20 protein-coding genes are annotated in these 26,629 nt (G+C 65.1%); 6 read left to right on the forward strand and 14 right to left on the reverse strand.

The window, feature by feature from the left end:
* Positions 1-114 precede the first annotated feature (114 nt).
* From CCOS191_RS15260 to CCOS191_RS15275, 4 genes are all read left to right on the forward strand, one after another.
* Positions 115-1,614, forward strand: coding sequence for a flavin-containing monooxygenase (locus CCOS191_RS15260; protein ID WP_046855945.1), 1,500 nt, complete (start codon positions 115-117; stop codon positions 1,612-1,614).
* A gap of 72 nt (positions 1,615-1,686) precedes the next feature.
* On the forward strand, positions 1,687-3,330 hold the full coding sequence (locus tag CCOS191_RS15265) for a 3-(methylthio)propionyl-CoA ligase (protein WP_046855946.1): 1,644 nt from the start codon (positions 1,687-1,689) through the stop codon (positions 3,328-3,330).
* Complete coding sequence (locus CCOS191_RS15270; RefSeq protein ID WP_046855947.1) at positions 3,327-4,277, forward strand: alpha/beta hydrolase; 951 nt, start codon at positions 3,327-3,329, stop codon at positions 4,275-4,277. The genes CCOS191_RS15265 and CCOS191_RS15270 overlap by 4 nt, the downstream gene beginning before the upstream one ends.
* Before the next feature lie 48 nt (positions 4,278-4,325).
* Entirely contained in the window at positions 4,326-5,906 is a 1,581-nt protein-coding gene (locus CCOS191_RS15275; RefSeq protein ID WP_046855948.1) for a GMC family oxidoreductase, read from the forward strand.
* Between the two features lie 198 nt (positions 5,907-6,104).
* Here CCOS191_RS15275 and CCOS191_RS15280 read toward each other — a convergent pair whose 3' ends face one another.
* The 11 genes from CCOS191_RS15280 to CCOS191_RS15330 form a co-directional block, all read right to left on the reverse strand.
* Entirely contained in the window at positions 6,105-7,529 is a 1,425-nt protein-coding gene (locus CCOS191_RS15280; RefSeq protein ID WP_046855949.1) for a coniferyl aldehyde dehydrogenase, read from the reverse strand.
* Between the two features lie 54 nt (positions 7,530-7,583).
* The gene (locus CCOS191_RS15285; protein WP_046855950.1) at positions 7,584-8,225 is read right to left on the reverse strand and encodes a hypothetical protein; all 642 of its coding nucleotides are present in this window, start codon (positions 8,223-8,225) and stop codon (positions 7,584-7,586) included.
* A gap of 32 nt (positions 8,226-8,257) precedes the next feature.
* Complete coding sequence (locus CCOS191_RS15290) at positions 8,258-8,911, reverse strand: c-type cytochrome (protein ID WP_046855951.1); 654 nt, start codon at positions 8,909-8,911, stop codon at positions 8,258-8,260.
* A gap of 9 nt (positions 8,912-8,920) precedes the next feature.
* Entirely contained in the window at positions 8,921-10,408 is a 1,488-nt protein-coding gene (locus CCOS191_RS15295) for a flavin monoamine oxidase family protein (RefSeq protein WP_046855952.1), read from the reverse strand.
* Between the two features lie 75 nt (positions 10,409-10,483).
* The gene (locus CCOS191_RS15300; protein ID WP_046855953.1) at positions 10,484-11,200 is read right to left on the reverse strand and encodes a hypothetical protein; all 717 of its coding nucleotides are present in this window, start codon (positions 11,198-11,200) and stop codon (positions 10,484-10,486) included.
* A 63-nt stretch (positions 11,201-11,263) separates the two neighbouring features.
* The gene (locus CCOS191_RS15305) at positions 11,264-12,625 is read right to left on the reverse strand and encodes an NAD(P)/FAD-dependent oxidoreductase (RefSeq protein ID WP_046855954.1); all 1,362 of its coding nucleotides are present in this window, start codon (positions 12,623-12,625) and stop codon (positions 11,264-11,266) included.
* Between the two features lie 238 nt (positions 12,626-12,863).
* Positions 12,864-13,817 (reverse strand): WD40/YVTN/BNR-like repeat-containing protein, encoded by a 954-nt coding sequence (locus tag CCOS191_RS15310; protein ID WP_046855955.1) that lies wholly within the window; start codon positions 13,815-13,817, stop codon positions 12,864-12,866.
* Positions 13,818-13,827: 10 nt separating this feature from the next.
* A complete protein-coding gene (locus tag CCOS191_RS15315) occupies positions 13,828-16,236 on the reverse strand; it encodes an efflux RND transporter permease subunit (protein ID WP_172670896.1) in 2,409 nt (802 codons plus the stop codon).
* 14 nt (positions 16,237-16,250) lie between these two features.
* Positions 16,251-17,897 (reverse strand): DUF1302 domain-containing protein, encoded by a 1,647-nt coding sequence (locus CCOS191_RS15320; protein WP_331711933.1) that lies wholly within the window; start codon positions 17,895-17,897, stop codon positions 16,251-16,253.
* Positions 17,898-17,920: 23 nt separating this feature from the next.
* Positions 17,921-19,345 (reverse strand): DUF1329 domain-containing protein, encoded by a 1,425-nt coding sequence (locus tag CCOS191_RS15325; RefSeq protein WP_046855958.1) that lies wholly within the window; start codon positions 19,343-19,345, stop codon positions 17,921-17,923.
* Positions 19,346-19,694: 349 nt separating this feature from the next.
* On the reverse strand, positions 19,695-20,582 hold the full coding sequence (locus CCOS191_RS15330; RefSeq protein WP_046855959.1) for a LysR substrate-binding domain-containing protein: 888 nt from the start codon (positions 20,580-20,582) through the stop codon (positions 19,695-19,697).
* A gap of 126 nt (positions 20,583-20,708) precedes the next feature.
* On the opposite strand from CCOS191_RS15330, the gene CCOS191_RS15335 reads away from it, so the two are divergent.
* Together CCOS191_RS15335 and CCOS191_RS15340 are read left to right on the forward strand one after the other, a co-directional pair.
* Positions 20,709-21,344 carry a glutathione S-transferase family protein gene (locus CCOS191_RS15335; RefSeq protein WP_046855960.1) on the forward strand — a complete coding sequence of 212 codons (636 nt, stop codon included), beginning with the start codon at positions 20,709-20,711 and terminating at the stop codon, positions 21,342-21,344.
* Between the two features lie 23 nt (positions 21,345-21,367).
* On the forward strand, positions 21,368-22,396 hold the full coding sequence (locus CCOS191_RS15340) for an LLM class oxidoreductase (protein ID WP_046855961.1): 1,029 nt from the start codon (positions 21,368-21,370) through the stop codon (positions 22,394-22,396).
* 82 nt (positions 22,397-22,478) lie between these two features.
* Here CCOS191_RS15340 and CCOS191_RS15345 read toward each other — a convergent pair whose 3' ends face one another.
* The 3 genes from CCOS191_RS15345 to CCOS191_RS15355 all read right to left on the reverse strand — a co-directional run bounded on the left by CCOS191_RS15345 (position 22,479) and on the right by CCOS191_RS15355 (position 26,494).
* Positions 22,479-24,890: a TonB-dependent siderophore receptor gene (locus CCOS191_RS15345; RefSeq protein WP_046855962.1), complete on the reverse strand. Its 2,412-nt coding sequence runs from the start codon at positions 24,888-24,890 to the stop codon at positions 22,479-22,481.
* A 171-nt stretch (positions 24,891-25,061) separates the two neighbouring features.
* Positions 25,062-25,982, reverse strand: coding sequence for a FecR domain-containing protein (locus tag CCOS191_RS15350; RefSeq protein WP_046855963.1), 921 nt, complete (start codon positions 25,980-25,982; stop codon positions 25,062-25,064).
* A complete protein-coding gene (locus CCOS191_RS15355; RefSeq protein WP_023630684.1) occupies positions 25,979-26,494 on the reverse strand; it encodes a sigma-70 family RNA polymerase sigma factor in 516 nt (171 codons plus the stop codon). Before CCOS191_RS15355 ends, CCOS191_RS15350 begins: the two co-directional genes overlap by 4 nt.
* Positions 26,495-26,629 lie beyond the last annotated feature (135 nt).

Below are 26,629 nucleotides of genomic sequence, written 5' to 3' on the forward strand. Positions count from 1 at the left end.
CTGAGCGGTGTTGATTCGGCACTAAACATAACAGTTGTTGCGTAAATTTATTCCTCGTTCTACAGTCCGCCATAACAACAAGTACAAGCCTGGGCCGCCAGGCCCGGAGACCTCATGAACCATCAACATTTCGACACCTTGATCATCGGCGCTGGCCTGTCAGGCATTGGTACCGCCTGCCAGCTGGCGCAGGAGTTCCCTGAGCGCAGCCTGGCGATCCTCGAGCGGCGCGCCTGCATGGGCGGCACCTGGGACCTGTTCCGTTACCCGGGCATCCGGTCCGATTCGGACATGCTCAGCTACGGCTACAAGTTCCGCTTGTGGCGCAGCCCCAAGGTGCTCGCCGACGGCGCCTCGATCCGGCGTTACATCCAGGACACGGCCAGGCAGCATGGCCTGGACAAGAAGATCCATTACGGCGTGAAGATCACCGGCGCCAACTGGTGCAGCCAGCAACGCCTGTGGCAGGTCAGCGCCGTGCATGAGGCCAGCGCAACGGTGCGGCAATACAGCTGCAAGTTCCTGCTGTGCTGCACCGGCTACTACAACCACGACGCAGGTTTCCTGCCGAGTTTTCCCGGCGAGGAGGCGTTCAAAGGGGTGCGGGTCCACCCGCAGCACTGGCCCGAGGACCTGGACTACACCGGCAAGCACGTCGTGGTGATCGGCAGCGGTGCCACCGCGGCCACGCTGATCCCGGCCATGGCCGACAAAACCGCGCATATCACCATGCTGCAGCGCTCCCCGTCCTATATTTACTCGCTGCCTTCCACCGACACACTCACCGCCGCGCTCTCGCGCATCATGCCCGCCCGCTGGGCCTATGGCCTGGCGCGCAAGCGCAATATCGTGCTGTATCGGGCCGCCTATATCGCCTGCCGGCAATGGCCGCGACTGATGCGCAGGATCATCCTTTCGCACGTCCGTCGCCAGGTCGGCCCCGACGCCGACATGCGCCACTTCACCCCCCACTACATGCCGTGGGACGAGCGCCTGTGCGCGGTGCCCGACGGCGACCTGTTCAAAGCCATCCGCAGTGGCCGGGCCTCGGTCGAAACCGATCACATCGAGCGCTTCAGCGAAAGCGGCATTGTGCTCAAGTCCGGCAAGCACTTGCCGGCCGACATCATCATCGCGGCGACCGGGCTCAGGCTCCAGGTGTTGGGCGGGATGATGGTGTCGGTGGACGGCGCCCCCTACCCGATTGGCGAGCAGATGACCTACAAGGGCGTGCTCCTGGAAAACCTGCCGAACATGGCCTGGATATTCGGCTACACCAACGTTTCCTGGACCCTCAAGGTCGGCCTGGCGGCCAAGTACCTGTGCCGGCTTTTCCACTACATGGACCAGCACGACTTCGATGTCGTGACTCCCCGCGACGATGCAGCCAACGCATTGGACGACGGGATCATGAACTCGATGAAGTCCGGCTACATCCAGCGCGACCAGCAGTTTCTCCCGCGCCAGGGCAAGGCCTACCCGTGGTTCGTCTTCATGCACTACGGCCGCGACAAGAAGATGCTGCTCAAGGATCCCGTCGAAGATCCGCGCCTGGCCTTCCTCCAGAGCACACGGGAAATCCCTGCCCCACGACCTTCCCGCGTCACCGGTTGACCACACCCTGTTCCCGTCCACCTGGCTACGACCAGCGTGGCCGGGGCATGACAACAAGAAAGGTAGAACCCGATGCAAGGCCAAATGATGACGCTGCCGCTGACCACCCCTTCGCTGCTCGAACATGCCGAGCGCTATCACGGCGACACGGAAATAGTCTCCTGCACCCTTGAAGGTCCCGTTCATCGCTATACCTATGCCGACACGCACCGACGGGCCAGGCAGGCCGCCCACGCGCTGGTCCGCCTCGGCACCGGGCCCGGCAGTCGCGTGGGCACCCTGGCCTGGAATGGCTACCGGCATTTCGAGCTTTACTACGCGATATCGGGCACCGGCGCGATCACCCATACCATCAACCCCCGGCTGTTCCCCGAACAGGTGGCCTGGATCATCAATGACGCCAAGGACGAGGTCGTGTGCTTCGACCTTGGCTTCGCGGCGCTGGTCGAGGCCATCGCAGCGGATTGCCCGGGCGTCAGGCACTGGGTGGCGATGACCGACCTTGCGCACATGCCAGCCATGCAGATCGCCAACCTGCTGTGCTACGAGCAGCTCCTGGCGGCCGAGTCGGCGGACTTCGCCTGGCCCGTGCTGGATGAGCATTCAGCGGCGGCGCTGTGCTACACCTCGGGGACCACCGGCAACCCCAAAGGAGTGCTCTACTCGCATCGCGCCACCTTGCTGCATGCGCTGGCCAGCGCCCTTCCGGACGCGCTGGCATTGTCTGCCTGCGAGGTCGTCGCCCCGGTGGTCCCCATGTTCCACGTCAACGCCTGGGGCTTGCCCTATTCCGCACCACTGGTGGGCGCCAAGCTGGTGTTTCCGGGCGCCTGCCTGGACGGCGAGAGCCTGTTCACACTCTTCGAGCGCGAGCGCGTCACTTTCTCCGCTGGCGTGCCCACCGTATGGCTGAGCTTGCAGCAGCATATGCGCCAATACGCAAGCCGCCTCCCCCGCTTGCGCCGCATGATCGTAGGCGGCGCCGCCTGCCCACCGGCGATGATGCGCAGTTACCAGGAGGAGTTCGGCATTTGCCTGCAACACGCCTGGGGCATGACCGAGCTGTCGCCGATGGGCACGGTGAACACGCCCAAGGCCTCGCACCTCGACCTGGAAGACGACGCTCGCTTCGCCATCGGCGTAAAGCAGGGGCGCCCGCCTTTCGGCATGGACCTGAAAACCGTGGACGAGCATGGCAACGAGCTGCCGCGTGACGGCAAGACCACGGGCACCTTGCTGGTGCGTGGCCACTGGGTGGTCGATCGGTACTTCGGCATCGAGGCAAGCCCATTGGTCGATGGCTGGTTCCCCACCGGGGATGTCGCCACCCTCGACCCTGACGGTTTCATGCAGATCACCGACCGCGCCAAGGATGTGATCAAGTCCGGTGGCGAGTGGATCAGCTCGATCGACCTGGAAAACATCGCCATGGCCCACCCTGCGGTCGCCGAGGCCGCCGCGCTGGGGATCGCCCACCCGAAGTGGGATGAGCGCCCGTTGCTGGTAGTGGTGCTCAAACCCGGCCAGGCCGTGAGCCGCGAAGCGTTGCTGGCCCATTACGCCGGCAAGGTCGCGCGATTCTGTTATCCCGACGATGTGGTGTTCATCGAGGCATTGCCGCACACCGCCACCGGCAAGGTCAGCAAGGTGCTGCTGCGCGAACAGTTGCACGATTACCACTGGCCTACCCCCACCCAGCACGAGGTGGTGTCATGAACGCGCAGCTCCATACCCGCGAAATCGACCCAGCCGAGGGCCGCTGGAAGAACCGCCTGCTCAACCTGGCCTTGCGCCTGCTGGTGAAGTCCGGGCATGGCCTGCGCATCGACATCGGCAAGCTGCGCCGGCAGTTCGAACGGCTCGATGGCCAGGCGCCCAAGACATTCCCGACCGATGTACACCGCGCCGACGTGAACTGCAATGGCGTCGCCGCCCAATGGCTGACGCCGGCCCATTGCCGACCTGAACGGGTATTGCTGTACATCCATGGCGGCGCCTTCGTTGCCTATACCCCCGAGGTCTACGCCGCGATGGTCGCGAGCTGGTGCCGGCCACTGAAGACCCGGGCGCTGATGCTGGACTACCGCCTGGCCCCCGAGCACCCATTTCCAACCGCGCTTCACGAAGCGCTCGACGCCTACCGCTGGTTGCTGGGGCAGGGCTTCAAGGCTAGCGACATCGTCGTCGCCGGCGACTCCGCCGGTGGCAACCTGGCGCTTGCGCTGCTGCAACGGCTACGGGACGAAGACACTCCGCTGCCGAGCTGCGCCGTGCTGCTCTCGCCGTTTCTCGACTTCACCCTCAGCGGCGCGAGTGCCTTGGACAATGCGCGCCATGACCCGATCTTCACCCCGGCCTTCGCCATCGGCATTCGCGGTTTCTATGCCCCCGCCGAATCCCACGGACAGCCGGCGGTATCACCGCTGTTCGGCCGCTTCGATGGCCTGCCGCCGCTGCTGTTCCAGGTAGGCAGTACCGAGATGCTGCTGGATGACTCGGTGCGCGCCGCCGCCAAGGCCTCGGCGGCCGGCGTGCCGGTTCACCTGGAGATCTGGAAGCGCCTGCCCCATGTGTTCCAGATGATCGCCGCCCTGCCCCAGGCCCAGGCGGCGCAACGCAACATCACCCGCTTCGTCAACCAGTACACCGCCTGGGACGGCTAGCCCGCCCGCTCGCCTCCTTTACCTCGCCACCCACTCGAGAACAACAAGATGGAATTCGACTACCTGATCGTAGGCGCAGGCTCCGCCGGCTGCGTCCTTGCCAATCGCCTGAGCGCCGACCCCGGCGTCACCGTGGGCCTGATCGAAGCGGGCCCGGAAGACCGCTCGCCGCTGATCCACACCCCCGTCGGCGTGGCCGCGATCCTGCCGACACGGCATGTCAACTGGGCGTTCAAGACCACTGCGCAGCGAGGCCTGGGCGGTCGCCATGGCTACCAGCCTCGCGGCAAGGTGCTGGGCGGCAGCAGCTCGATCAATGGCATGATCTACATCCGCGGCCATCACGACGATTACAACGACTGGCACGCGCTGGGTAACGAAGGCTGGTCGTTCGACGATGTGCTGCCCTACTTTCGCAAGAGCGAGATGCACCATGGCGGTGACAACGACTACCACGGCGGCGAAGGCGAGCTTTACGTCGGCCCCGCGCATCGCCATGTCGTCACCGAAGCCTTCGTCGAGTCGGCCCTGCGTGCCGGACACGGTTTCAACGAAGACTTCAATGGTGCCCGGCAAGAGGGTGTCGGCTATTACGACGTGACCATCCGCGATGGCCGGCGTTGGAGCACGGCCACCGCATTCCTGAAACCGGTGCGCCAACGCCGTAACCTCACGGTGCTGACCAACACCCATGTCGAAAGCATCGTGCTCCAGGGCGAACGCGCCACTGGCGTGCAGGCGCTGATCAAGGGAACTCGGGTACACCTGAAGGCGCGCAAGGAAGTGCTGCTGGCCGCGGGGACCTTCGGCAGCCCGCATCTGCTGATGCTCTCGGGCATCGGCCCGCGGGCCGAGCTCGAACCCCAGGGTATCGCGGTCAGGCATGAGCTGCCGGGGGTGGGCCAGAACCTGCGTGATCACCCCGATGTGGTGCTGTGCTACAAGAGCAGCGATACCTCGCTGCTGGGCGTGTCCCTGTCGGGCAGCCTGAAGATGGGCAAGGCGACCTACGATTACCTGCGCCACCGTCGCGGCCCTTTGTCCAGCAACTGCGCCGAGGCCGGCGCATTCCTGAAGACCGACGCGACCCTCGCTCGACCGGATATCCAGCTGCACTCGGTGATCGGCACGGTCGATGACCACAACCGCAAGCTGCACTGGGGCCACGGCTTCAGCTGTCATGTCTGCGTGTTGCGCCCCAAGAGCATCGGCAGCGTGGGCCTGGCCTCGCCGGACTCGCGTGTCGCCCCGCGCATCGACCCGAACCTGCTGGACCACGACGACGACGTCGAGACCCTGCTCAAGGGTTACCGCATGACCCGCGAGATCATCGCCCAGACGCCGATGGCCAGCTTCGGCCTGCGCGACTTCTACAGCGCCGGCCTGCACAGCGATGAACAGCTGGTCGAGATGCTGCGCAAACGCACCGACACCATCTACCACCCGGTCGGTACCTGCAAGATGGGCCGGGACGACATGGCCGTGGTCGACAGCCAGCTGCGTGTTCACGGCATCGATGGCCTGCGTGTGATCGACGCCTCGATCATGCCAACGCTGGTCGGCGGCAACACCAATGCCGCCGCGATCATGATCGGCGAGCGCGGCGCCGAGTGGGTCGCCCAGGGCTGATATCGTTCAGGCCCGACATCGCCACCGCCCAACGAGCAATCCGGCGGTGGCGTCCTGCGTGAAAGCTCCACCAGCCTACCCCTGACGCAGCACCCCGGAAAAAAAAGGCGCCCCGAAGGGCGCCAAAAAGGGCATGACGATCACGGGAGCAGCGTCAACTCGGAGCGACTTCGTCATGCCCGCCCAGCACACCGAGCCTCAGCGCAGCATCAGACGCAGCAGCGCCTGGGTGAGGCGACCGTAGGGCGGTTTGAGCAGGAAGCTGCCATTGCGCTTGGCTTGATAGAAGATCGGCCGCATCTTGCTGAATGTCTGGAAACCCTCTTCGGCGTGATAGTGGCCCAGCCCCGAGTGGCCGACCCCACCGAATGGCAGGTTCTCCTGCAGCACGTGCAACATCACGCTGTTGACCGAGACGCCGCCGGAGATCGTCTGCCGCAACAGCGTCTCGACACGCCCCTGGTCCTCATCGAACAGGTACAAGGCCAGCGGCCGTTCGTGGGCGTTGATGTAGTCCACCGCCTCTTCCAGCCGGCGATAACCGAGCACCGGCAGCACGGGCCCGAAGATCTCCTCCTGCATGATGAGCATGTCGTCGCGCACGTCGAACACCAGGTGCGGCGCCAGCTTGCCGACCCGGCGGGCGCCTTCGGCGTCGGCCAGGGCGACTACCCGCGCGCCTTTGTCACGGGCATCGGCCAGCAGGGCTTCGACCCGTGCCATCTGGCGCGGGTTGATCATGCAGGTGTAGTCCGGGTTGTCCGCCAGCGGTACCGGGTAATGACGGCTGACCGCCGCGCTCGCATGCTCGATGAACGCCTCTTCGCTGCCGGCTGGCAGGAACAGATAGTCCGGGGCAACGCACGTCTGCCCGGCATTGAGGCACTTGCCCCAGAGGATGGTGTCGGCAGCTTTGCGCAAGGGGTAATCGGGGGCTACCAGTGTCGGGGACTTGCCACCGAGTTCGAGGGTCACGGGGGTGAGGTTCTCGCTGCAGTTGCGCATGACCTGCCGGCCCACCGCGGGCGAGCCGGTGAAGATCAGATGATCGAACGGCAAGCGCGAGAAGCCGTCGTTGATACCGGGACCTGGCTGGATGACCGCTACCAGGTCCTCGGCAAAGCGCCTGCCCAGCAGCTCGGCCAGCAGCCGCCCGAAGTGGCTCGAATCGCTGGCGACCTTGATCATGACGCGATTGCCGGCGGCCAGGGCGCCGCACAGCGGCCCCAAGGTCAGGTAGAGGGGGTAGTTCCAGGGCGCGGCAATGCCGATCACGCCGAGCGGCTGGGCGAGCACGGCCGCACGCCCTGGCTGGAACCAGAGACCGACCCCGCGCTGGCTCGGTTTCATCCAGCGTTTCAGGCTTTTGATCGCATGATTGATTTCGCTGACCAGGCCAAAGACGTCCAGCAGTTTGGTCTCGTGTACCGAGCGGTGGCCGAAGTCGCTGGAAATGGCCGCCGCGATAGCATCTGCGTGCTCCAGTACCAGCGCCTTGAGCGCTTGAAGGTTGGCTCGACGTGATACGTACGAGGGATAACGTGCTTCGGCAAACGCCTGGCGCTGGAGGGCAAATACCTCGCGCATGCGCTCGACCGCCGGCGCGACTTGTTCAATGGACATGGGCTGTACTCCGGGGTGGATTGCAAGGCTGCGCAGAGCCCGCGAACGGCTGCATCAACGCGCGCAGGCCTTGGCGCGCTCCAGGGCGAAGAAGGCGTAGTACAGCTGGATCATCATGTACGACCAGGTGACCAGGGCGATGGACAGGAAGATCGCCTTGGTATCGTCGCCTGGGATCGGATAGAAGTCGTAGATGCACGCCACGATCAATCCCGATATCGCCGCGACGGTCACGCCCAGCGCATGCAGGCGCTCACCCGCGCGGGCCAGCCTGGCGATGAAATACGCCAGGTAGGCCGAATAGGCGAACCACATGACGACATAGAAGTAAGGCAATGGCTTGGCCATGAAGTCGCTCTTGATCATGACCAGCGTGCTGGCGAAGGTGATCGCGAAGATCGCCGCGTCCTTGAGCTTCGAAGGCTTGTAGTTGTGGGTCACCGCCATCAGGCCGAGCACCGTGACGATGGGGATGCCGAAGCCTCGGGAGAAGGCATCGCAGAAGAACGAGATGCCATAGGAGATCTGCGATTGGGTCAGCAGGAAGATCAACAGGTTGCTGCCGGAAAACGCGACGATCAACCACTCCAGCCCCAGCAGGAAATTGCCCTTGCGCAGAAACTTGATGCCGTAGATACCCCCGGACGCGATCAAGAGCACACAGGTGAGCAAGGCGAAAACATCTTTGGTTTCCATAGCGAAATTCTCTTGTTATAGGAGTCGGAACGTCATTTCGGTGCAGTGGCGAGCGAGGCGAGGTAATGGGCGAGCGCCTTGCGATCCGCCGGTGACAAGGTTGCGCTGATCGCCTGCATCGAACCGCTCGGATCGGTCCGCCGCCCCTCGGCAAAGGCATCCAGTTGTGCCAGGAGGTAGTCAGCGCCTTGCCCGGCCAGGCGGGGGAATGGCCCCTGCCCCAGCAGATGCTCGCCATGGCAGGCCACGCAGGCGCCCGCCGCCGCCAGCTTGCCGCCTTGCGCGCGCAGGGCCGGGTCGGGGTCGAACCCATGGTTGTCGAGCGCCGGCTGACGCGCGTAGTAATCGCTCAGTTCGAAGATCTGTTTTTCAGTCAGGCTCATGGCCAGCGGCTGCATGTTCGGGTTCATGCGCTGGCCACTAGCAAAGTTGTGCAGCTGTGTCTTCAAGTAGTCCGCGGGTTGTCCCGCCAGACTCGGATAACGTTGGTGCAGGGAGCTGCCTTGTTTGCCATGGCACCCCAGGCAGGCATCCGCCGTCTGTGGCCAGGGCCCCTCTGCCTCGTAGGCCTGGGTGGTGGTGTCGAGATAGTCCAGCAGCCGGTACAGCCCAAGCAGGTCGCGCCCGAACAGCGCCAGCAGTACCACCAGCACTACGCCGGTAACCAACAGCAGTTTCTTTTTCATGACCGCCCCTCAAGCCTGACGCAGCGAAGCGAGCGCCTGCAGCGCGCCCTGATGACCCGAACGCACCGCGCCATCCATGTAGCCCGCCCAGATTTCGGCGGTTTCGGTCCCCGACCAGATCAGGTTGCCGCAGGCCGGACGCAGGGATTCCCCATGCTGGCTCCAGAAGCCGGGCGGGATTGCCGATACGCAGGTGATGCTCCAGGGGTCGGCCTGCCCCCAGTCATGGTCGTGATAGCCGATGGGGTTCAGCGCTTCGTCACCCAGGGACCGTGCGTAGATTTGCGCCAGCGCACGCTGCGCCGCGACAGGTTCGGACGGCACCATGGCGTTGACGATAAAAGCGTTGATTACGCCGATTTCGCCATTGGGCGGCGAGTTGTCCCACGCCCACAGCACCTGCCCCTTCACCTCTACGGTGTGGCCATTGAGCCCCTTGTCCCGCCAGAACGGCCGCTTGTAGACCATGGCGGTCTTGCGTGCCGGGCTGTGGGCTGGCCAGGCACGTTGCAGCGCGGCCCGGCCTTCGGGCAGTGCGGGCTGAAAGCGTACCTGGTTGCACAGCGCAGGATGGATCGCCACGATGACCCGGCGTGCGCGGACCTCGCCCTGGTCGGTGACCAGCCTCACCACCTCGCGGTCCCAGTCGGCGATCTCGCGCACCGGGCAGGCCAGGCGCAGCTTGTCACCCAGCCCCTCGGCCATGCGCGTGCACAACAGCTGCGAGCCGCCGACGAAACGTGTGCCCTGCGCACTGTCCTTGATCGAGTCGAGCTTCATGTAGTCGCAACTCGCCGAGTTGATCATCGACAGGAAATGCAACAACCCCATCCTGGCCGGTGGCACGCCGCCGGTGAGGGTCAGACTGGTGTCCCACCCCGATCGCTCTTCGGGCTTGATGCCTTGCCGGGCCAGCCACTCGCCCACCGAGAGTTTGTCCAGCTCTGCAACCCTTGGCGAAGCCCACGGGGCGCCGGAGGGCACGACCTTGGACAGTTCGCTGAGCTTGGCGCCGATGCGCTCGTCCGTGCCGAAGGTGCCGTGCAGGTCGACCTCAAGCCGCCCTTCCCCGCCAAGCACCACGGTCTTGCCCTGGTAGTAGGTCGGAAAAGTGTCTATCTGGAGTTCACGCGCCAGGTCGGCCACCGCAGTTTGCCCAGGCCCGATCCACTGGCCGCCGGCTTCGGAGATCTGGCCCCCGCCCAAGTCATGGTTCAGCACCCGGCCGCCGACACGATTGCGTGCCTCCAGCACCACGAATGATTGGCAGCCTGCGTTGTGCAGGTCGCGTGCGGCGGTCAGCCCGGCCATGCCGGCACCGATGATCGCGACGTCGAGTACACCATCATCGCTGTCGCGAACGCGGGCCGTGCCTTCGGCGGCGCTTGCCGGCAACGCTTGCAGGCCCAGGCCACCGACGGCCGCCGTGGCGCCGGCGAACTTCAGCAATTGCCGACGCTTGAGATCGAATGAATTGGAGGGGGGCTTTTCAGCCATTTCGCAAACCTCGCACGGTTGTAGTTTGAGCACGCGCCTTCGGGCAGCGTGTGGTACGGCTGGCTAACCTGCGGGTCACGCGCCAAGCGCAAGGCGCAGCGAGCGTCGGCGCAACTGCACGCCGAACAGCACCATCCAGAACGGGAAGATCAGCACCACGATGACCAGCAGGACATTGGTCAGGGCATCAAGCTGCGGGAAAAACCCCGCGATGAAGTACAGGCCGAAGCACCAGCCGACGATCTTCAGCGGCAACAGGATCGAAGCCCCCCAACCGGCATGCTTCAACTGGCTGCCGACCACCAGCCCCCAGAACAGCACGACCGGCCCCTCGCACCACCACAGCCCGCGTTGGCTGCCCACCGCGATGCTGGTCCAGGTGACTTCGGCGGCGGCCTGCACCGCCGGAGAGCCGCTCTGGTGAAGCGCCGCGAGGGGATTGAGCACCGACAGTTGCAAGCCGGCGCCCACCACGCCCAGCACCACGTAGGTGGCAATGGCCAGGGCGGCCACGTCACCCAATGCACCGGCCTGGTCACGGAACGCCCGCCAGAGGTAGCCGCCGATCACCAGCAACGGCAGGTAGAAACCCAGCAGGTCGGCGAACATCGACAGCCTGAAGTACTGCCGCAGTTGCTCCGGCAAACTCAGCATCTGCGCGCCATCCAGGGTCACCGTCATGTCGCCGTGCGTCACCATCAGCATGAAGCCGACGTTCAGGTAGGCAAACAGACCGCCCAGGATCGCGGCCCAGGCCGTCACTCGGATGGCCTCGTTGGAATTGCTGTTCATGCGTGCTCCAAGGTTGCGAGCGCGGGCCGGCCTCAGGCGGGCTGGCCTGCGCAGTCGAGAAAGTTACTGGGCCTGGAAGGCCCGGGCTTTGCGGTTCAGATGGCGGTCGAGCCCGTTCACACCCGCCAGGGCGGCCTGCATGGCGCACCACTGCAGCGGTTCGGGCAGGGTCGAAGGTGTCTTGTGGCGTAGCGCCGCCAGCAGCGGGTGCTCGATACCGCCGATGCGTTCGGCCAACAGGTGGCCAACCAGCGACTGGGTACCGACGCCATGGCCGGAACAACCGGCGCTATAGAGAATGTTGTCGCGGGCACCTGTGGCGCCGACCACGGGCAAGGCGTCGTAGGCCAGGCTGATGTAACCGCTCCAGCAAGCGCGGATGGGGGTGCCACGAAGCGTTGGGAAACGTTCGCCCAAAGCCTGCTGCAAGGCTTTGTAGGCGGACACATCCGGCTGGTTGGGCGTGGCCGAGCCGTAGGCATAGCCAAGCTGCTTGGTGGTGACCAGCAAGGTGTCACGCGCCGTCAGGCGATGACTCTCCATGGTCCAGTGCGGGGTGACGATCCCTTCCCTGCCCTGCCATCCCAGGGTCTGTAGCTGCGCCTCGGACAACGGCGCGGTCTCGATCGCCGAAACCCGCAGCGGCACCACCTTGTCGCGCAGCAGCCCCAACTGCGGCGTGTAGGCATTGGTGGCCAAAACCATGAATGGCGCGCTGGCACTGCCGCGTTCGCTGCGGCAGATGACGGTTGCGCCTCCCTGATAGGACAACAGCCGGGTCTGCTCGAACAGCCGCACTCCGGCCCGAAGGGCAGCGCGGCGCAGCCCCATGACGCACTTGCCGGGATCGAGCGTGCCGCCGTGCTGCGTGCAGCCGAACAGGAACGCTGGAGGGATGCCACGGGCGCGCATTTCATCGGGTTCGACGAAGCGTGTGACAGAGCCCAATTGTTGCCCCAGCGCCATGCCATGGCGCAGCTTCTTCTCCTGGGACGGGTGCACCGCAGCGCGAATGATGCCGGAGGGGTTGTAGTCGCAGTCGATGGCCAGTTCACGCAGGCGCCGTTCCACGTAGCTGACGCCTTCATCGTAGAACGCGACGATCTTCCGCGCCTGCTCCACGCCCACCCGTTTGTGGAACAGCTCGAACTCCACGCCCATGCTGCCGGCCAGGTATCCGGCGTTGCGGCCACTGGCGCCGAAGCCTGCAAAATCCTGTTCCAGGACCACCACGCTGGCACCCAGCGCAGTCAGCTCCAGTGCCGTGGACAGGCCGGCGAAACCTGCGCCGATGATGACCACATCGGCACTGACATCGCCCTCCAGCGCTGGCTGTAGATCGTCTGGGCGTTCGACCCAGCCGCCCAGCAGGCGGAACCGCTGTGAACCGGGGTTGGGCTGCGATGTATCGCTGAAAGTATTCATGCACGCTCTCCAGGCAGCGGTAAAACCGCTGTGCGGCAGGCGCTCGAGAAGCGGCTGGCACACATGACGATCCTCCTGCGGCTTGTTGTTGTTTTTTTTGACTCTACTGCGCTGATCGATTTAACGCAACTAGTGTTATGTATTTTAGTAGAGAGGATCCTTGCCGAGGATCGCCAGGGGTGCGCACAGGATCAGGACGATGCGCTTGTGCCACTCGATGCCACAGGCGGTACACACTTCAAGGCAAAGCTTTCCCCGGTCCACGCCGGGAAAACAGCAACGGCCCATCCTCGCCACCGGCCAGCGCGGCGGTCAGCGACACGCCGTCCTTGCGGCGTGACAGCGTGAACGTGCGCCCAACGTCCTCGCTGCGCGCCTGCAGGCCATCGAGCCCCACCGCGACCACGTGCTGGCCGTCCACCGCGATCGAGGTGATCGAACTGCGGCTGTCCAGCGCAATGCGCTGCCACGACGCGCCGTCAGGCGTCCCGCGCAACAAGGTGCCACGCTGGCCGCCCACCAGCAGTCCGCCATCGGGCAACACAGCGCCCGTCCAGAGCGTGCCGTCGTAGCCGGTGTCCAGGTATCGCCAGGTCTGCCCCCTGTCGTCGGAGCGCAACAGCTGCCCGCGTTCGGCCGTGGCATAGAGCCTGTGATGACGATCATCGATGAACAGGCTCATCAGGTTGAGGTCCGCGCGGCCGGCGCCCGCGGGTGCCGGCAAGTTGCGCTCGGTCCAGGTCGCCCCGCCATCGTCGGTGGTCAGCACCAGCGACCACAGCCCCACCGCCACGCCCCGCAGGTTGTCGAAGAAGTGCACGGCGAACAGCGGCCTGTCCTGGTCAGGAGTCAGGCGCTGGACCTGCCAATGCTCGCCGCCATCGTCGCTGGCAAGAATCGCCCCCCAATGGCCCACCGCCCAGCCATGCCTGGCATCGGCGAAGCTGACGCCGGTCAGGCTGCTGGAGACCGGCACGGAGCGGGCCTGGTGATAGCTGCGCCCGGTGTCATCGGAAAGCAGCACGATGCCGTGGTCGCCCACCGCGACCACCCGCCGCTGCGCCCAGGCCGCCCCCAGCATCATGGCCTGGGCAGCGTGCGCGACAGGCGTCGCCGGCACCGCTTCGAGGGCACTGGCCAGACAGGACATGCTCGCCAAGGTGACGCCCAACAGTGTTTTCAGGTATCCCATACCGCTCTCCTCAATGCGCCAGCGCGCCGATCCTGCGCACCGGGCGCTTGCGTGGGAAGACCCGTTCCAGCCAGACCGCGAACGCCGGCAGCACAGTCATGGCCATGACCATGTTGACCATGAACATGAAGGCCAGCAGCTTGCCCATGTCCGCCTGGAACTTGAGCGCGGAAAACGCCCAGGTGGCCACGCCGACCGCCAGGGTGATTGCAGTGAAGATGGTCGCCATGCCCACCTCGCGCAGCGACAGCGCCACCGCGACCCCGACCGGCTGGCCATCGGCCTGGTGCAACTGGATGCGGTTGTAGATGTAGAAGGCGTAATCCACCCCGATACCTACCGCCAGCACCATCACCGGCAGCGTGGCGATGGTCAGGCCGATCTGCAGCGTCTTCATGAACCAGTAGCCAATGAAGGTGCCGATGGTCAACGGCAGGCAGCACACCAGCACGGCGCGCCAGTCGCGATACACCACCAGCACCAGCAAGGCGATGGCGGCATAGACATAGAGCAGCATCGGCGTCTCGCTCTTCTCAACCTCCTCGTTGATGGCGGCGATCACCCCGGCGTTGCCGGCAGCCAGGCGCACGTCAACGCCGGGCAACGGCTGCTCGGCGCGAAACGTCTTGGCCGCCTCGATCACCCGGCCGATGGTGGTGGCCTTGTGGTCCGCCAGGTACAGGTGCACCGCGGTCATGCTGCAATCGTTGCGCATCAGGCCTGGGCTGCGCGCCACTTCGGCGGCCAGCGATGAATAGTTCATCGCATCGATCGGCACAGCGCTCATCTTCGGGTTGCCCTCGTTGTAGCCTTCGTTGAACTGACGCATGGCCGAGGAGAACGACGCCACCGAAAGCACCCCCGGCACCCCTTCCATCGCCCACGCGAAGCGGTCCTGGTATTGCCCAAGCTCGACGTCCTCGCAGGCGTTGCCACCTGCGTCACCCAGCCGCCCGGGCTGCACTTCGAAGACCACGCTGAGCCAGTCAAGGCCGATGTCGTAGTGGCTGGCGATGGCCAGCGCGTCGCGGTTGAAGCGCGCGTCCTCGCGCAGCTCCGGTGCCCCGGCCTGCAGCGAACCGACCACGCGGTCGTGGCTCTGCCAGACGGCCGTGGCGAACACCAGCAAGGCCACCAGCATGACCCAGCGCGCATTGCGCCATTCGGCCAGCGCGGCCAGCCACGCCAGGCGCGCGGCACGACACTCGCGGGCGGACTCCTCGCGGGCCGCGTAACGGCCATCAACCTTCAGCATCGAGGCCACCAGCGGCAACATGACCAGGTTGGTGACAATCTTGAAGGCCACACCGAGCGCCGCGGTGATCGCCAGCTCGCGCACCATGGGGATGGGGATCAGCAACAAGGTGATGAACGACACGAAGGCCGTCACCAACGCCAAGGTGCCCGGCACCAGCAACCCGCGGAAGCTCGAGCGCGCCGCCACCGCGAGCGTGCTGCCGGCGGCGATCTCGCGGACGATGTAGTTGATCTGCTGCACCCCGTGGGAGACACCGATGGCGAACACCAGGAACGGCACCAGCACCGCCAGCGGGTCTAGTCCGTAGCCCAACAGGCGCAAGCTGCCGAACTGCCAGACCAGCGAGGTCAGCGAACAGCCCAGCGCCAGCAAGGTGAAGCGCAGCGAATGGCAGTACCAGTACACCGCCACCGCAGTCAGCAACAGGGCCAGCAGGCAGAACTCCAGCACCGCCGCCGCGCCATCGGCGATATCGCCAATCTGCTTGGCGAAGCCGATGATCTGCACCTCGAACTGCGCATCCTCGAACCGTTGGCGGATCTGCTCCTCCAGCACCCGGTTATAGGCCACGTAATCCAGGTGCTCGCCCTTGGCGTCACGCTCGGTGAGTTCGGCGGTAATCATCGCGCTGCGCTGGTCACGGGAAACCAGGGTGCCGATGAAGCCGCCCTGGGCGGTCGAGTCGGCGATCCGGGCGATGGCGGTGCTGTCCAGCCGCTCGGGCGTCACCGTCCCGGGCACCAGCGGGTCGGCTCGAAACCCCTCCTCGGTGATCTCGTTGACGAACGCGTTGGGCGTCCACAGCGAGCGCACGCTGCTGCGCGAGATGCCTGGCAGGAACGTCACGGCCTGGGTCACATCGTACAGACGACGCAGGCCCGCCTCGCTCCAGATGCTGCCTTCGCGGGCCCTGACCACCAAAGTCAGACGGTTCGCACCGAGCAAGTCGCCACGGTACTGCCTGAAGGTTTCCACGTACTCGTGGCCGATCGGCAGCTGTTTCTCGAACCCGGCATCCATGCGCAACTGCACCGCGAACCAGGCCATCACCGCGGTGAACAAGGCCAGGATAAGCAGCACCACACGCCGCTGCCCGAACAGACCGGCCTCGATGCGCGGCAGGACGCCGCGCAGCGATTGCTTCGATACATCGATAGACATGTTCACGGCAGGCCTCACAGAGTGCGCGACAGAACCACGCCGACATAGTCGCGGTCACGCAGCAGTTGGTCGTAGGCCGTGTCGCCCCCCATGAACTTGGCGTAGTTGAACGACAGCTGCCAGCTGGCGGGGTTGCGCACGAAGTTGAGGTACAGGTTCAGGCTGCTGGCGTCTTCGGTGAAGGTTGCCGCCAGGTTGGGCGTGCGCCCGCCCAGCGAGCGCGCATAGAAGATGCCCGGGGTCACCTGCCAGCCGGGCAGCAGGGTGCCGTCGTAGGTCAGGCTGAAGTCCAGGTTGATCCCCGAGGAGGTCTTGTCGCCATGGGCCTTGGGCGTGCTGGCCGGGTCCAGCTGCCAGGTGTTGGACCCGGCGGCGATCACCTCGCCGTCGTAGCTGTCGTGCAGCCCCGGGTACTTGATGACCACCAGCTCGGTCAGCAGGGTACCGGTGCTTGCTCCCGTCAGGTCCAGCAGCCGCGGCGAATTGGAAGGCGTCATGCTGTACAGCCCGGTGAGGTGCCACTGGAACTTCTTCTCGTCCTTCCAGCACTTGCCCCCGTTGTTCGCGCACAGGTCGAGCACCGGGTTCAGGGCGACGGCATCCTTGGGCCGGTAGGACAGCTCGGTGCCCACCGCCCAGTCGCCGAGCGGCAGGTTGGCACTGATGCCATACATCATCCGGTCTTCGGGATAGACCCATTTCTGCGACACGGCGAAGGTGTCCGGATCAAGCAGCCGGGTGGTCAGCGAAGGCAGCTTGTCGTGGTAGCGCATCACGTACACACCCAGGTTGAGGTCGCTGTCCTGCGGCTGCCAGCGCAGCGAAAGCCCCCACTGGCCACTGTCGCGGGCATTCTTGTCGTCGAAACCGTACGACTTCATGCCCTTGCCGAGCGCAGCGGTGTACGACCAGTAGCTGCCCACCGGCGGCAGTTCGCTCTTGTTCCAGGCGAACTGGTAATAGGCCTCGACATTGACCCCGGCCCCAAGGCCAGAGGCGACGCTGAGCATCGGCGCCGGCAGCACGGCTTCCTTGAGCTGCACGCCCGGGCGCGACAAGGCCTGCACATCGTAGGCGTTGGTGTTGTTGATGCCACCCTGCACGAACAGGCTTTCGCCCCAGTTGATCACCTGGTTGCCCAGCCGTGCGCGCACGCGCTGATCGCCCACGTCGAAACCCTTGCTCACCCACAGGTCGAGCAGGCGCGCCTTGAATGCGAGGTCATCACGCGCCGAACGGGTCAGGCCGTCGCTGCCCACGTCCGCCGGTGTGTTGAACGACAGCGCACCCGTCGTGTCGCTGGCGGCGAAGTCGCGAATCCAGCTGCCCCGGGCCATGAAGGTGAAATCCTCGGGCATCTTGAGCAGCAGCTCGTGGGTGCCCTTGAGGTAGTGGGTGAACAGGTCGCCCTTGTCGTAGTTGAGATCGCCCTGGTCGCCGATACCGGAAGTCTGGGCCAGGCACCCCGCAGGAGGGTGATGGCCCGTTGCCCCCTGGTTGATCAGGTTGCAACCCTGGGACTCGGTGCGCACGCCCATGCCATAGGAGATCGTCGAGTCGAAAGCCCCCCTGACGGATTCGGTTTCAAAGGTGAACCCCATTGCCAAGGGGGTCATGCACGCAATAGCAAGGCCTGAAACTTTTGTGATTGTTGTTTTCATGACGGCGCTCTAGAGGTGAAGGTTCAACGTTCGCTGATGGCCCGCAGGTTGTCGGAGGTGTAGAAATCGCGCTTCAGGCGCGGGTTACCGGCATCCTCGGTGAGCCAGCGGTGATCCTTCTTGCCAACGCCGATGGAGGTCATGTCGTAGAGGTAGCGGCCATCGACCAGGTTGTACTGGGCCTGGGCCTCCATGTCGCAGGTGCCGGTCTCGTAGACCGGGATGGTGTAGCCCTCGCGGACCTTCCAGATCTGCCCCTGTTTGTCGTAGTCGACCGCCATCAGGCCGTTCCAGCTGTCCTCATCGATGTAGAACACCCGCTTGGGCGCCTGGTGGCGCATGCCCTGGCGCACGTTGGCCTCCACCACCCAGACCCGGTGCAGCTCGTAGCGCCGGGCCTGGGGCGCAATGGCGCTCTGCTGCGCGACATCCTCGATGCGCGCCGAACCGTCATAGGCACCGAACGCGTTGTACGGCACCAGCAGCTCCTGCTTGCCGACCAGCTTCCAGTCGAAGCGATCCATGGGGCCGAAGAAGATGTTCGACTCGTCGATGGTGTACTGGTTGTCCAGGCCGATCTGCGGTGCATCGTAGGAATACGACGGCATGCGCCGTACCCGTCGCTGCCCGGGGAAGTAGTAGAAGGTGCTGGCCTGCTCCCCGGCCTTGGTGGTGACCACCCCCGCCTGGCCCGCCAAGGCGGCCGGCTCGTAGTAGTTGAAGTAGGTGGCCACCTCCAGGCGGTCGAACGAGGAGAACAGCGCACTGCCCTTCTGCCCCCAGGGGGTGTACATGAACCAGTCGGTGGAAGTGCGCAGCCAGCTTCCGCCCGCCTCGCGCGGCGACAATCCGGAGACCGTCTTGGACATGTCGAAGCCGACCCCGCGGTAGCGCATCTTCATGTTCCACATGACCTCGGCCCCCGTCGTGGGCAGGGGGAACGGAATGCCGGGAACATGGGCCTCTTGCAAGGCCAGGCCTTCGCCGTCGAGAGTGGCGAAGCCGACGTTCTTGCGCGTGTTGTCGACCACGAAGTCCGGCGCGCCGCAGCTGCGCCGCGTCGGGTAGACGTCCATGCGATAACCCGGGATCTTCTTGAACAGCTCGAGCTGGCCTGGCGACAGTTGCTGGGCATGTTGCGCCACATTGCCGGCGTCGATGCTGAACAATGGCTTGTCGTCCTTGAACTTCCAGTATTGGCCGCGCACCTGGCCGTAGCTCCACCCCGAGTCCTGTTTGCCGGGGACCACCCAGGCCGGAATCGAGCCGTCTGCGTTGGCCGCCACCTCGCCGCCCAGGGGGGTCAGCTTGCCGCCCAACTGCCCGGCGTCAGTCCCGGCAGCCTGGGCCGAGCCGAAGACGGCCAGGGCCGCGAGCGCCACCACCAACGGCCGGGCTACTGCGCAGCAGGCATGGCCGACATCAAGGTGCTGAATCACATCTTTCATTGGAAGGTCCTCATAGGCTCTGAGCTGCCGTCCGCCATTCCTGATCCCAGGAGTGGGGACGACAGGGTCTGTTCGACACCCCGGACGCATGCCCGGACAGAAAGCCTGGAGCAAACCACATGCCAATTTCGTAACAGATGTTTTCTACATATTTTTCAATCGGTTATTATTTTTATAACACTTGCTATGTGATACCTGAAAACCCATCCATGCACGTTGCCGGAACAGTGTTCGCACCAAAAGCGTGAATTTACGAAACATTTGTTACTTTAAAGGTGTTGCCGTCCCGGGCCAGCAGCAAGGTGAGTGGCGATAGCGTCGAGCACTTGTCAGACCGAGCCCCCGCGCTCTAGTCGCCAGCAAGCTGCCCACCCAGCCAGTCGATGAAAGCCCGCACCGGCGGTCGTTCGAGCTTCTCCCTGCGGGCGACCACGTAGTAGGCGAAGCGCGATGGCCAGGGACGGTCCAAAGCCACCACCAGTCGACCCTCGCGCAGGTCTTCCTCGGCATGCTGCGCCTGCACCAGCGCGATGCCCTGGCCACCGACGGCCGCACGCAACAGCAGCAAGTCCTCGTCGAAGCTCGGCCCGCGCCGGCTGCGGCTGTCCGGCACCACGCCGTGGGCCTGCAACCACAGCGCCCAGTCGGCGCGCTCGGCCTCCTGCAGCAGCGGGTATTGCAGGCAGTCCTGCGGCTCGCGCAGCAGCGGCCCGCCGGCGAGCAGGGCCGGGCTGCAGACGGGCAGCAGCACCGGTGCCAGGAAGCGGATCGACTCAAGCCCCGGATAGTCGCCCAAGCCATGGCGCAATGCGATATCAACACGCCCGCGCTGCAGGTCGACCAGTTGCGCGGTAGCCTCCACGCGCACCTCGATATGCGGATGCAGCGCATTGAAAGCGGCCAGGCGCGGCACCAGCCAGCTGGAGGCGAACGAGGGCTGGGTACTGATGGTCAAGGTGCTGGCGCCCACCAACGCGTCCAGGTCCAGCAATGCGCTCTCGATCTCGCCGAAGCCACGCAAGAGGCCCGGGTACAGCGCCGCTCCCGCCTCGGTGAGCTGCACACCATGGCGGCTGCGGGTCAGCAAGCTGACGCCAAGGCGGTCCTCCAGCTGGCGGATCTGCTGGCTGATCGCCCCAGGCGTCACCCCCATGCGCTCGGCCGCAGCCTTCAGACTGCCCAGGCGAGTGGTTTCGGTAAAAGCACGCAAGGCGAGCAATGGCAGGACAGCGCCCATAGGGATTCCTTGGTTTAGAAAATCTAATCCTGGTTACAGAAGCTATCGTTTTAAATGTGCATACAGCATGCATAGGATAGCGCTCAGGCCAAACAACTTACGTTAGTTTCCCTGAGGTTATCCAGCATGCAAGACCCCTCCCTTGTTCTCTACACCGACAGCTCCCCCAACGGCTTCAAAATCACCATCGCACTTGAAGAGATGGGCCTGCCCTATCGTCTGGAGCATGTCCGCATCGAGCACGGCGAGCACATGCAACCAGACTTTCTCGCGCTCAACCCGGCAGGCCGCATACCGGTGCTGGTCGACCGTGATGCCGACATCGTGTTGTTCGAGTCCGCCGCCATCCTGCTTTACCTGGCTCAGCTCAGCGGCCAGTTGCTCGATCAGGCAGCGCAGCCCCGCTGGGCCGCGATCACCTGGCTGATGTACCACAGCGCCAGCATGGGGCCCCTGCTCGGCCAGCGCGTGCACTTCGAGTGCTTCGAGGGCACGCCCAACCCTGCGGCGCTGCAGCGCTACCGCAGCCTGACCGAAAGCACCTTCGAAACGCTCGACCAGCACCTGGCCAGCCGCTCGTGGCTGGCTGGGGACGCTTATTCGATTGCCGACATCGCCACCTTCGCCTGGCTGCATATCGCAGCCCTGGTGGGCTTTGATTTCAGCGCCCACCGCCACCTGGTGCGCTGGTACCGGCAGGTCGAACGGCGCCCGGCCGTGCAACGCGGTATCCGCCTACCCGCCCCGGCCACCGGCCCGTGAACACGCTGACCCAAGGAGCAGCCATGAACACCACCCCGAGCACCTGTGGCGCCAACGCCGACGCCTTTCGCGAGCATCCCGGCTACCGGCGCATGTTCGCCCCCGACACGCTGACGCTGGGCATCTTCATGCCGCTGCGCTTCTATGACGGCGACATGCGCGTGCTGTCCGGCCAGGCGCGCCTGGTCGGCAAGATCGACCAGTTGGGTTTCGCGGCGGTCTGGGTGCGTGACGTGCCGTTGTTCGACCCGCACTTTGGCGATGCCGGGCAGGTCTTCGACCCATTTGCCTACCTCGCCTATCTGGCAGCCCATACCGAACGCATCGCCCTGGTGACCGGCAGTACCGTCTTCCCCCTGCGCCACCCCATCGACCTGGCCAAGGCCGCGGCCACCCTCGACAACCTGTCGGGCGGGCGCCTGGTGCTGGGCATCGCTTCGGGGGACCGGCCCGTGGAGTTCCCGGCCTACGGCCTGGACCACGATAGCCGTGGCGAGCGCTTTGCCCTGGGCGTGGACTACTTCCGTCGGCTACTGGCCCAGCATCCTGGGCCGATCGACTCACCGCTGGGGCAACTGCACGGCGCCCGCCTGCTGCCCGCGCCTGTCTGCGGGCGCATCCCGTTGGTGATGACCGGCTCTTCGCGGCAAAGCCTGCAGTGGCTCGGCGAGCATGCCGACGGCTGGCTCACCTACCCGCACGCCACCCACGACAGGCACGGGCCGCTGCGCCTGGCGGCAAAAGTCCGCGCCTGGCGCGAGGCGATACCGGGTGGCGGTTTCCGCCCGCACATGACCAATGAATGGATCGACCTGGACGACGACCCGCACTTCCCCCGAACGCCCCTGCAGGGCGGTTATGTGCTGCGCACAGGGCGCCATGGGTTGATCGAACTGCTGGAGGAATGGCGCGAGGCCGGGGTGAACCACGCCGCGCTGGGATTGCAGATGGCCAGGCGTCCGGCGCAGGACATCATCCAGGAGCTGGCCGAGGAGGTGTTGCCGTTGTTTCCGACGCTGCCAGGGCCGCAGCCTCATTCACAAAGCTGGTAGCACCAGGCAGCCGCAGAGCCTGTCCATCGCGTTATGTCGGGTGGCCCCAGCCATGGGCGCCACCCGACCTGCCCGACGTGGATCAGAATGCGTAGACCAACGTCGCCGTGGCACTGCGCGGGGTGCCGTACCATCCGCGCCCACCGATCGCGGAGTAGTACTTCTCATCCAGCACGTTGTTGAGGTTCAAGGCGACGCTGGTCTGCGGCGTGAACGCGTACTGCGCCATCAGGTCGACCACACTGTAGGCGCCCTGGGTGAACGTCTCCTTGTTCGGGCCGGCGTTCTTCTTGTACTCCATCCCCTGCCAGCGGACGCCGCCGCCAATCTTCAACTGTGGCAAGGACTGCAGTTGGTAACTGGTGAACAGCTTGAAGGTATCGCGCGGCACCTCAGTGAGCAGGCGCTTGCCATCGGAGTCTTCGGCCTGGGCATAGGTGTAGCTGGCGGAAACCTGCCAATCAGGCAGGATCTGCCCCGCCATCTCCATCTCGAAACCACGGGTCTTGGTGCCGGACTCGGCGCGGTAGGCCTGGTCGCCGTTCGGTGCCAGCTTGTCGCCGTCAGCCACGGCCAGGTTGTCCTGCTGCACCTCGAAGACACTGAAGGCGGTGGTCAGGCGCTTGTCCCAGAACTCGCTCTTGATACCCAACTCGTAGTTCACACCCTCCAGCGGCTCGATGTAGCCGCCACTGGCATCCTGCCTGCTCTGCGGCTTGAAGATCGCGGTATAGCTGGCGTAGGCCGACCAGTTCTCGGCGAAGTCGTAGACCAGCCCCACGTAAGGCGTGACAACCCCGGTTTCGCTGCGCGAAGTGCGCTTGGTCTTGCCGGTCGCCAGGGTGGTGGCGCTTTCGTCGCGCTTCCAGTCGATCACCCGCGCGCCGGTAATCAACGACAGATCATCGGCCAGGCTCCAGCGTACCGAGGCCACCAGGCCATCCTGGGTTTCATCCAGCGCATCTTCCGAAGACTTGGTGTGGATCGCATCCGGGATCGCCAGCGAACCGTCCCAGGTGTGGATGTTGTCAATGGACTGGATCGTCCACAACGGATAACCGTTGTTGCGGTAGTAGGCCCGGTAGTGGCTGGCGCCGAGGTACGCTTGATGCTCGCGGGAAAGCAGCTCGAACGGGCCGCTGGCGGAAAGGTCGAACGACGTCTGCCGGGGCTCGCCCGCCCAACGCCCGGTCCAGGTACTGATACCGCTGCCATCGGGCTTGACGCTACCGGCGGCGGCAGTGGCGAAGGTGTCGTCATAGCTGCGGCGACTGTGCTCGGCATTCAGTTTCAACTGCCAGCCGTTGTCCAGCTGGTGTTCCAGCGTGGTGAACAGCGTTTTCGCGCGGCGCTTGTGATAGCTCCAGTCCGAAGCCGAGTTGAACGAACGCGACGGATTGAAATGGCTGCCATCGGAGTTGTACATCGGGAAGCCGTGGTTGCCCGCGCCGTCGTTATCCATCTCCTGGTACTCGGCGCCCACGGTCAGCATCGTGCTGTCGGTGACGTCCCACTCCACCACCCCGTAGGCTACCTGGCGCTCCAGCGACTGCCGGTCGATATGGCTCTGGCTGTCGGTGGTCGAGGCGACGAAACGCCCACGTACATGGCCGCTCTCCGACAGCTTGCCGGACAGGTCCAGCTCGGTACGGTAGCTGTCCCAGGAGCCGGCCTTGAGGGTCAGCTTGCGCTGCGTCTCGAGGGTCGGCTTCTTGCGCACCAGGTTGATGGTGGCACCGGGATCGCCAGTCCCCGACATCAGGCCGGTCGCTCCGCGCACCACCTCGACCCGGTCGTACGACACCATGTCGGCCAAGTCGTCGCGAAAGCCGAAGGTATCGGGGCGGTTGACGCCATCGACCTGGATGCTGCCGACCTGGAAGCCGCGCACATAGATATGGTTGGCGTCGCTGCCAGCCGGCCCCATGCTGTCGACGACCACGCCCGGCGTCTGCTCGAGCACCTGGGTGACGTCTGTCAGGTTCTGGTCCTCGATCTGCTGACGGGTCACCACACTGACCGACTGCGGCGTCTCGCGTGCCGACAGGCGCAGGCCAGTCGCGGTGCTGGCAGAACCTGTGGTGTAGCTGCCGGTGCCTTCGGTGGTGCTGCCCAGGCCCAGGGCGTCGACGCTGGTCGCTCCAAGCTCGACGGCGCCGTCGTTATACACCTTGCTCAGCACATAGCGCTTGTCGCCCACCTGCTGCACGCGCAGCCCCGATCCCTGCAGCAACGCGGAGAAACCTTGCTCCAGCTCGAAGCTGCCGTGCAGCCCCGAGGAGTGCAGCCCGCTGGTTTCGTCATTGCTGAAACTGATGGTCACGCCGCTGGCGGCGGCGAACTGGCTGATCGCGGAAGCCAGGCTGCCGGCCGGGATATCGTAGCGCTGCGCGGCGGCCCAGGCGGTCGAGGTCGCCAGCGCGGCGCCGCAAAGGCTCAGTGCGAGGGTCGCCTGGCGAATACTGCAGGCTAGCGAGGTACGGCGTGCGGACATGAAAAAGGGTTCCTGTTTCGGGTTGGCTTGGGCACGCTTGATGCGCGCGCCCTCAAGAGCCGAAGCAGAGAAGGAAATCTGCTACCCCAAATACGAAAAATTCTCGAATGTTTGAGAGCGGATGAGATTTCACCCCCTCTTCCCGGCTCGGGCCTCAACGATTGTGGGCCCCTACCCCTTGCCGATTGGCTCCAGGCGCACCCAGTAGCGCGTCATGCGCCGTGCGCGAACCGGCAACGCGTCTTCCAGGCTGGCCAGGGCGACGTCGGTGTCGTCCAGGTTGAATGCGCCAGACAGGCGCAAGCCGGCGACCTCCCCCGTGCAGCCGAGATAACCGGGGCGGTAGCGCGCCAGCTCATGGACCACCTCGTCCAGGCGCCAGTCGACGCTGACCAGCATGCCCTCGGCCCAGGCCTGGCCACCGGGGGCCAAGGGTTGCAGGGGGCCGATGTGGTCGGCGGCAAAACTCAGGCTGTACCCGCTGTCGATACGCACCACCTGCGACGCCCGGCTGGGCCGCACCTCCACGGCATGGGCGGCCACCGCCACATGGCTCACGTCGTTGTCCTGACGCACGCTGAAGCGGGTACCCAGGGCCAGGATGTCGCCTGCCACGGTGCGCACGCTGAGTGGCCGCGCATCCTTGGCGGTTTCCACCAGGATCTCGCCGCGCTGCAGCTGGATCAGGCGTTGGCCCGCGTCGTAGCGAACATCGACACGGCTGTCGGTGTTGAGGTCCAGGCGTGTGCCATCGGCCAGGGTCAGTCGGCGGCGCTCGCCGATCCGTGTCGCATAGTCGGCACTCCAGGGGGAAGCCCGGTACCCCTGCCAACCAACGGCCCCGACGCCGAGCAACAGCGCCAGTGCCTTCACGGCATGGCGCCGGTCGCGCCGGGCGTTTTCCAGGGTCTGCGCGGCACCGCGGGGGGCGCTGTCCAGGCGGCCTTGCAGTTGCTCCAGGCGCGCCCAGGCTGCGGCGTGGCGAGGGTCGGCCATGCACCAGGCTTGCCATGCGGCGCGGGTGGCGTCATCGACACTGCTGTCATGCAGGCGCACGTACCAGTCCACCGCCGCGCTGAGAATGGCCTTCATGCGTCCTCGACCAGCAGGCAATGCATCAGCGCGCGGGCCAGGTGCTTGCGCACGGTGCTTACCGAAACACCCAGGCGTTCGCCGGTCTTCTCGTAGCTCAGGCCATCCAGTTGCACGGCGAGAAACACAGCCCGCGTGCGCGGGCCCAGCCCATCGAGCATACGGTCGATGGCCATCAGGGTATCGAGGATCGCGGCGTGGGTTTCGGCCGAAGGCGCATAACGCTCCGGCTGCTGCGCCAAGGCTTCAAGGTAGGCGCTTTCCAGGCTGCGGCGACGGTACAGGTCGATGGTCAGCCCACGTGCGATGGTCGCCAGGTAGTGCCGCGGCTCCTTGAGGGTGCCGGCGGTGCGCGCCAACAGCACCCGGATGAAGGTGTCCTGGGCCAGGTCCGCGGCATCGGCGGAGTTGTTCAGACGCTGGCGCAACCAGCCGTGCAGCCAGCCGCTGTGCTCACGGTACAGTGTTTCCAGGCCAGTGTGCGCAGTGCCATCGGGAACAACGGTGGACATCACGCCTCCCTAAAAAAGATTACCAGGTGCAAATAAGAACTTGTCTCAAGTGTACTCAGTGAGGGAGGGATTGGGAATGCTGGCATGTGAAAGGGGTCGCAGGAATTGAAGTCCGCCATAGGCCCTGGTGGGTGT

Origin of the sequence: Pseudomonas sp. CCOS 191 (genome assembly GCF_001007005.1) — a bacterium.
Lineage (GTDB): Bacteria > Pseudomonadota > Gammaproteobacteria > Pseudomonadales > Pseudomonadaceae > Aquipseudomonas > Aquipseudomonas soli.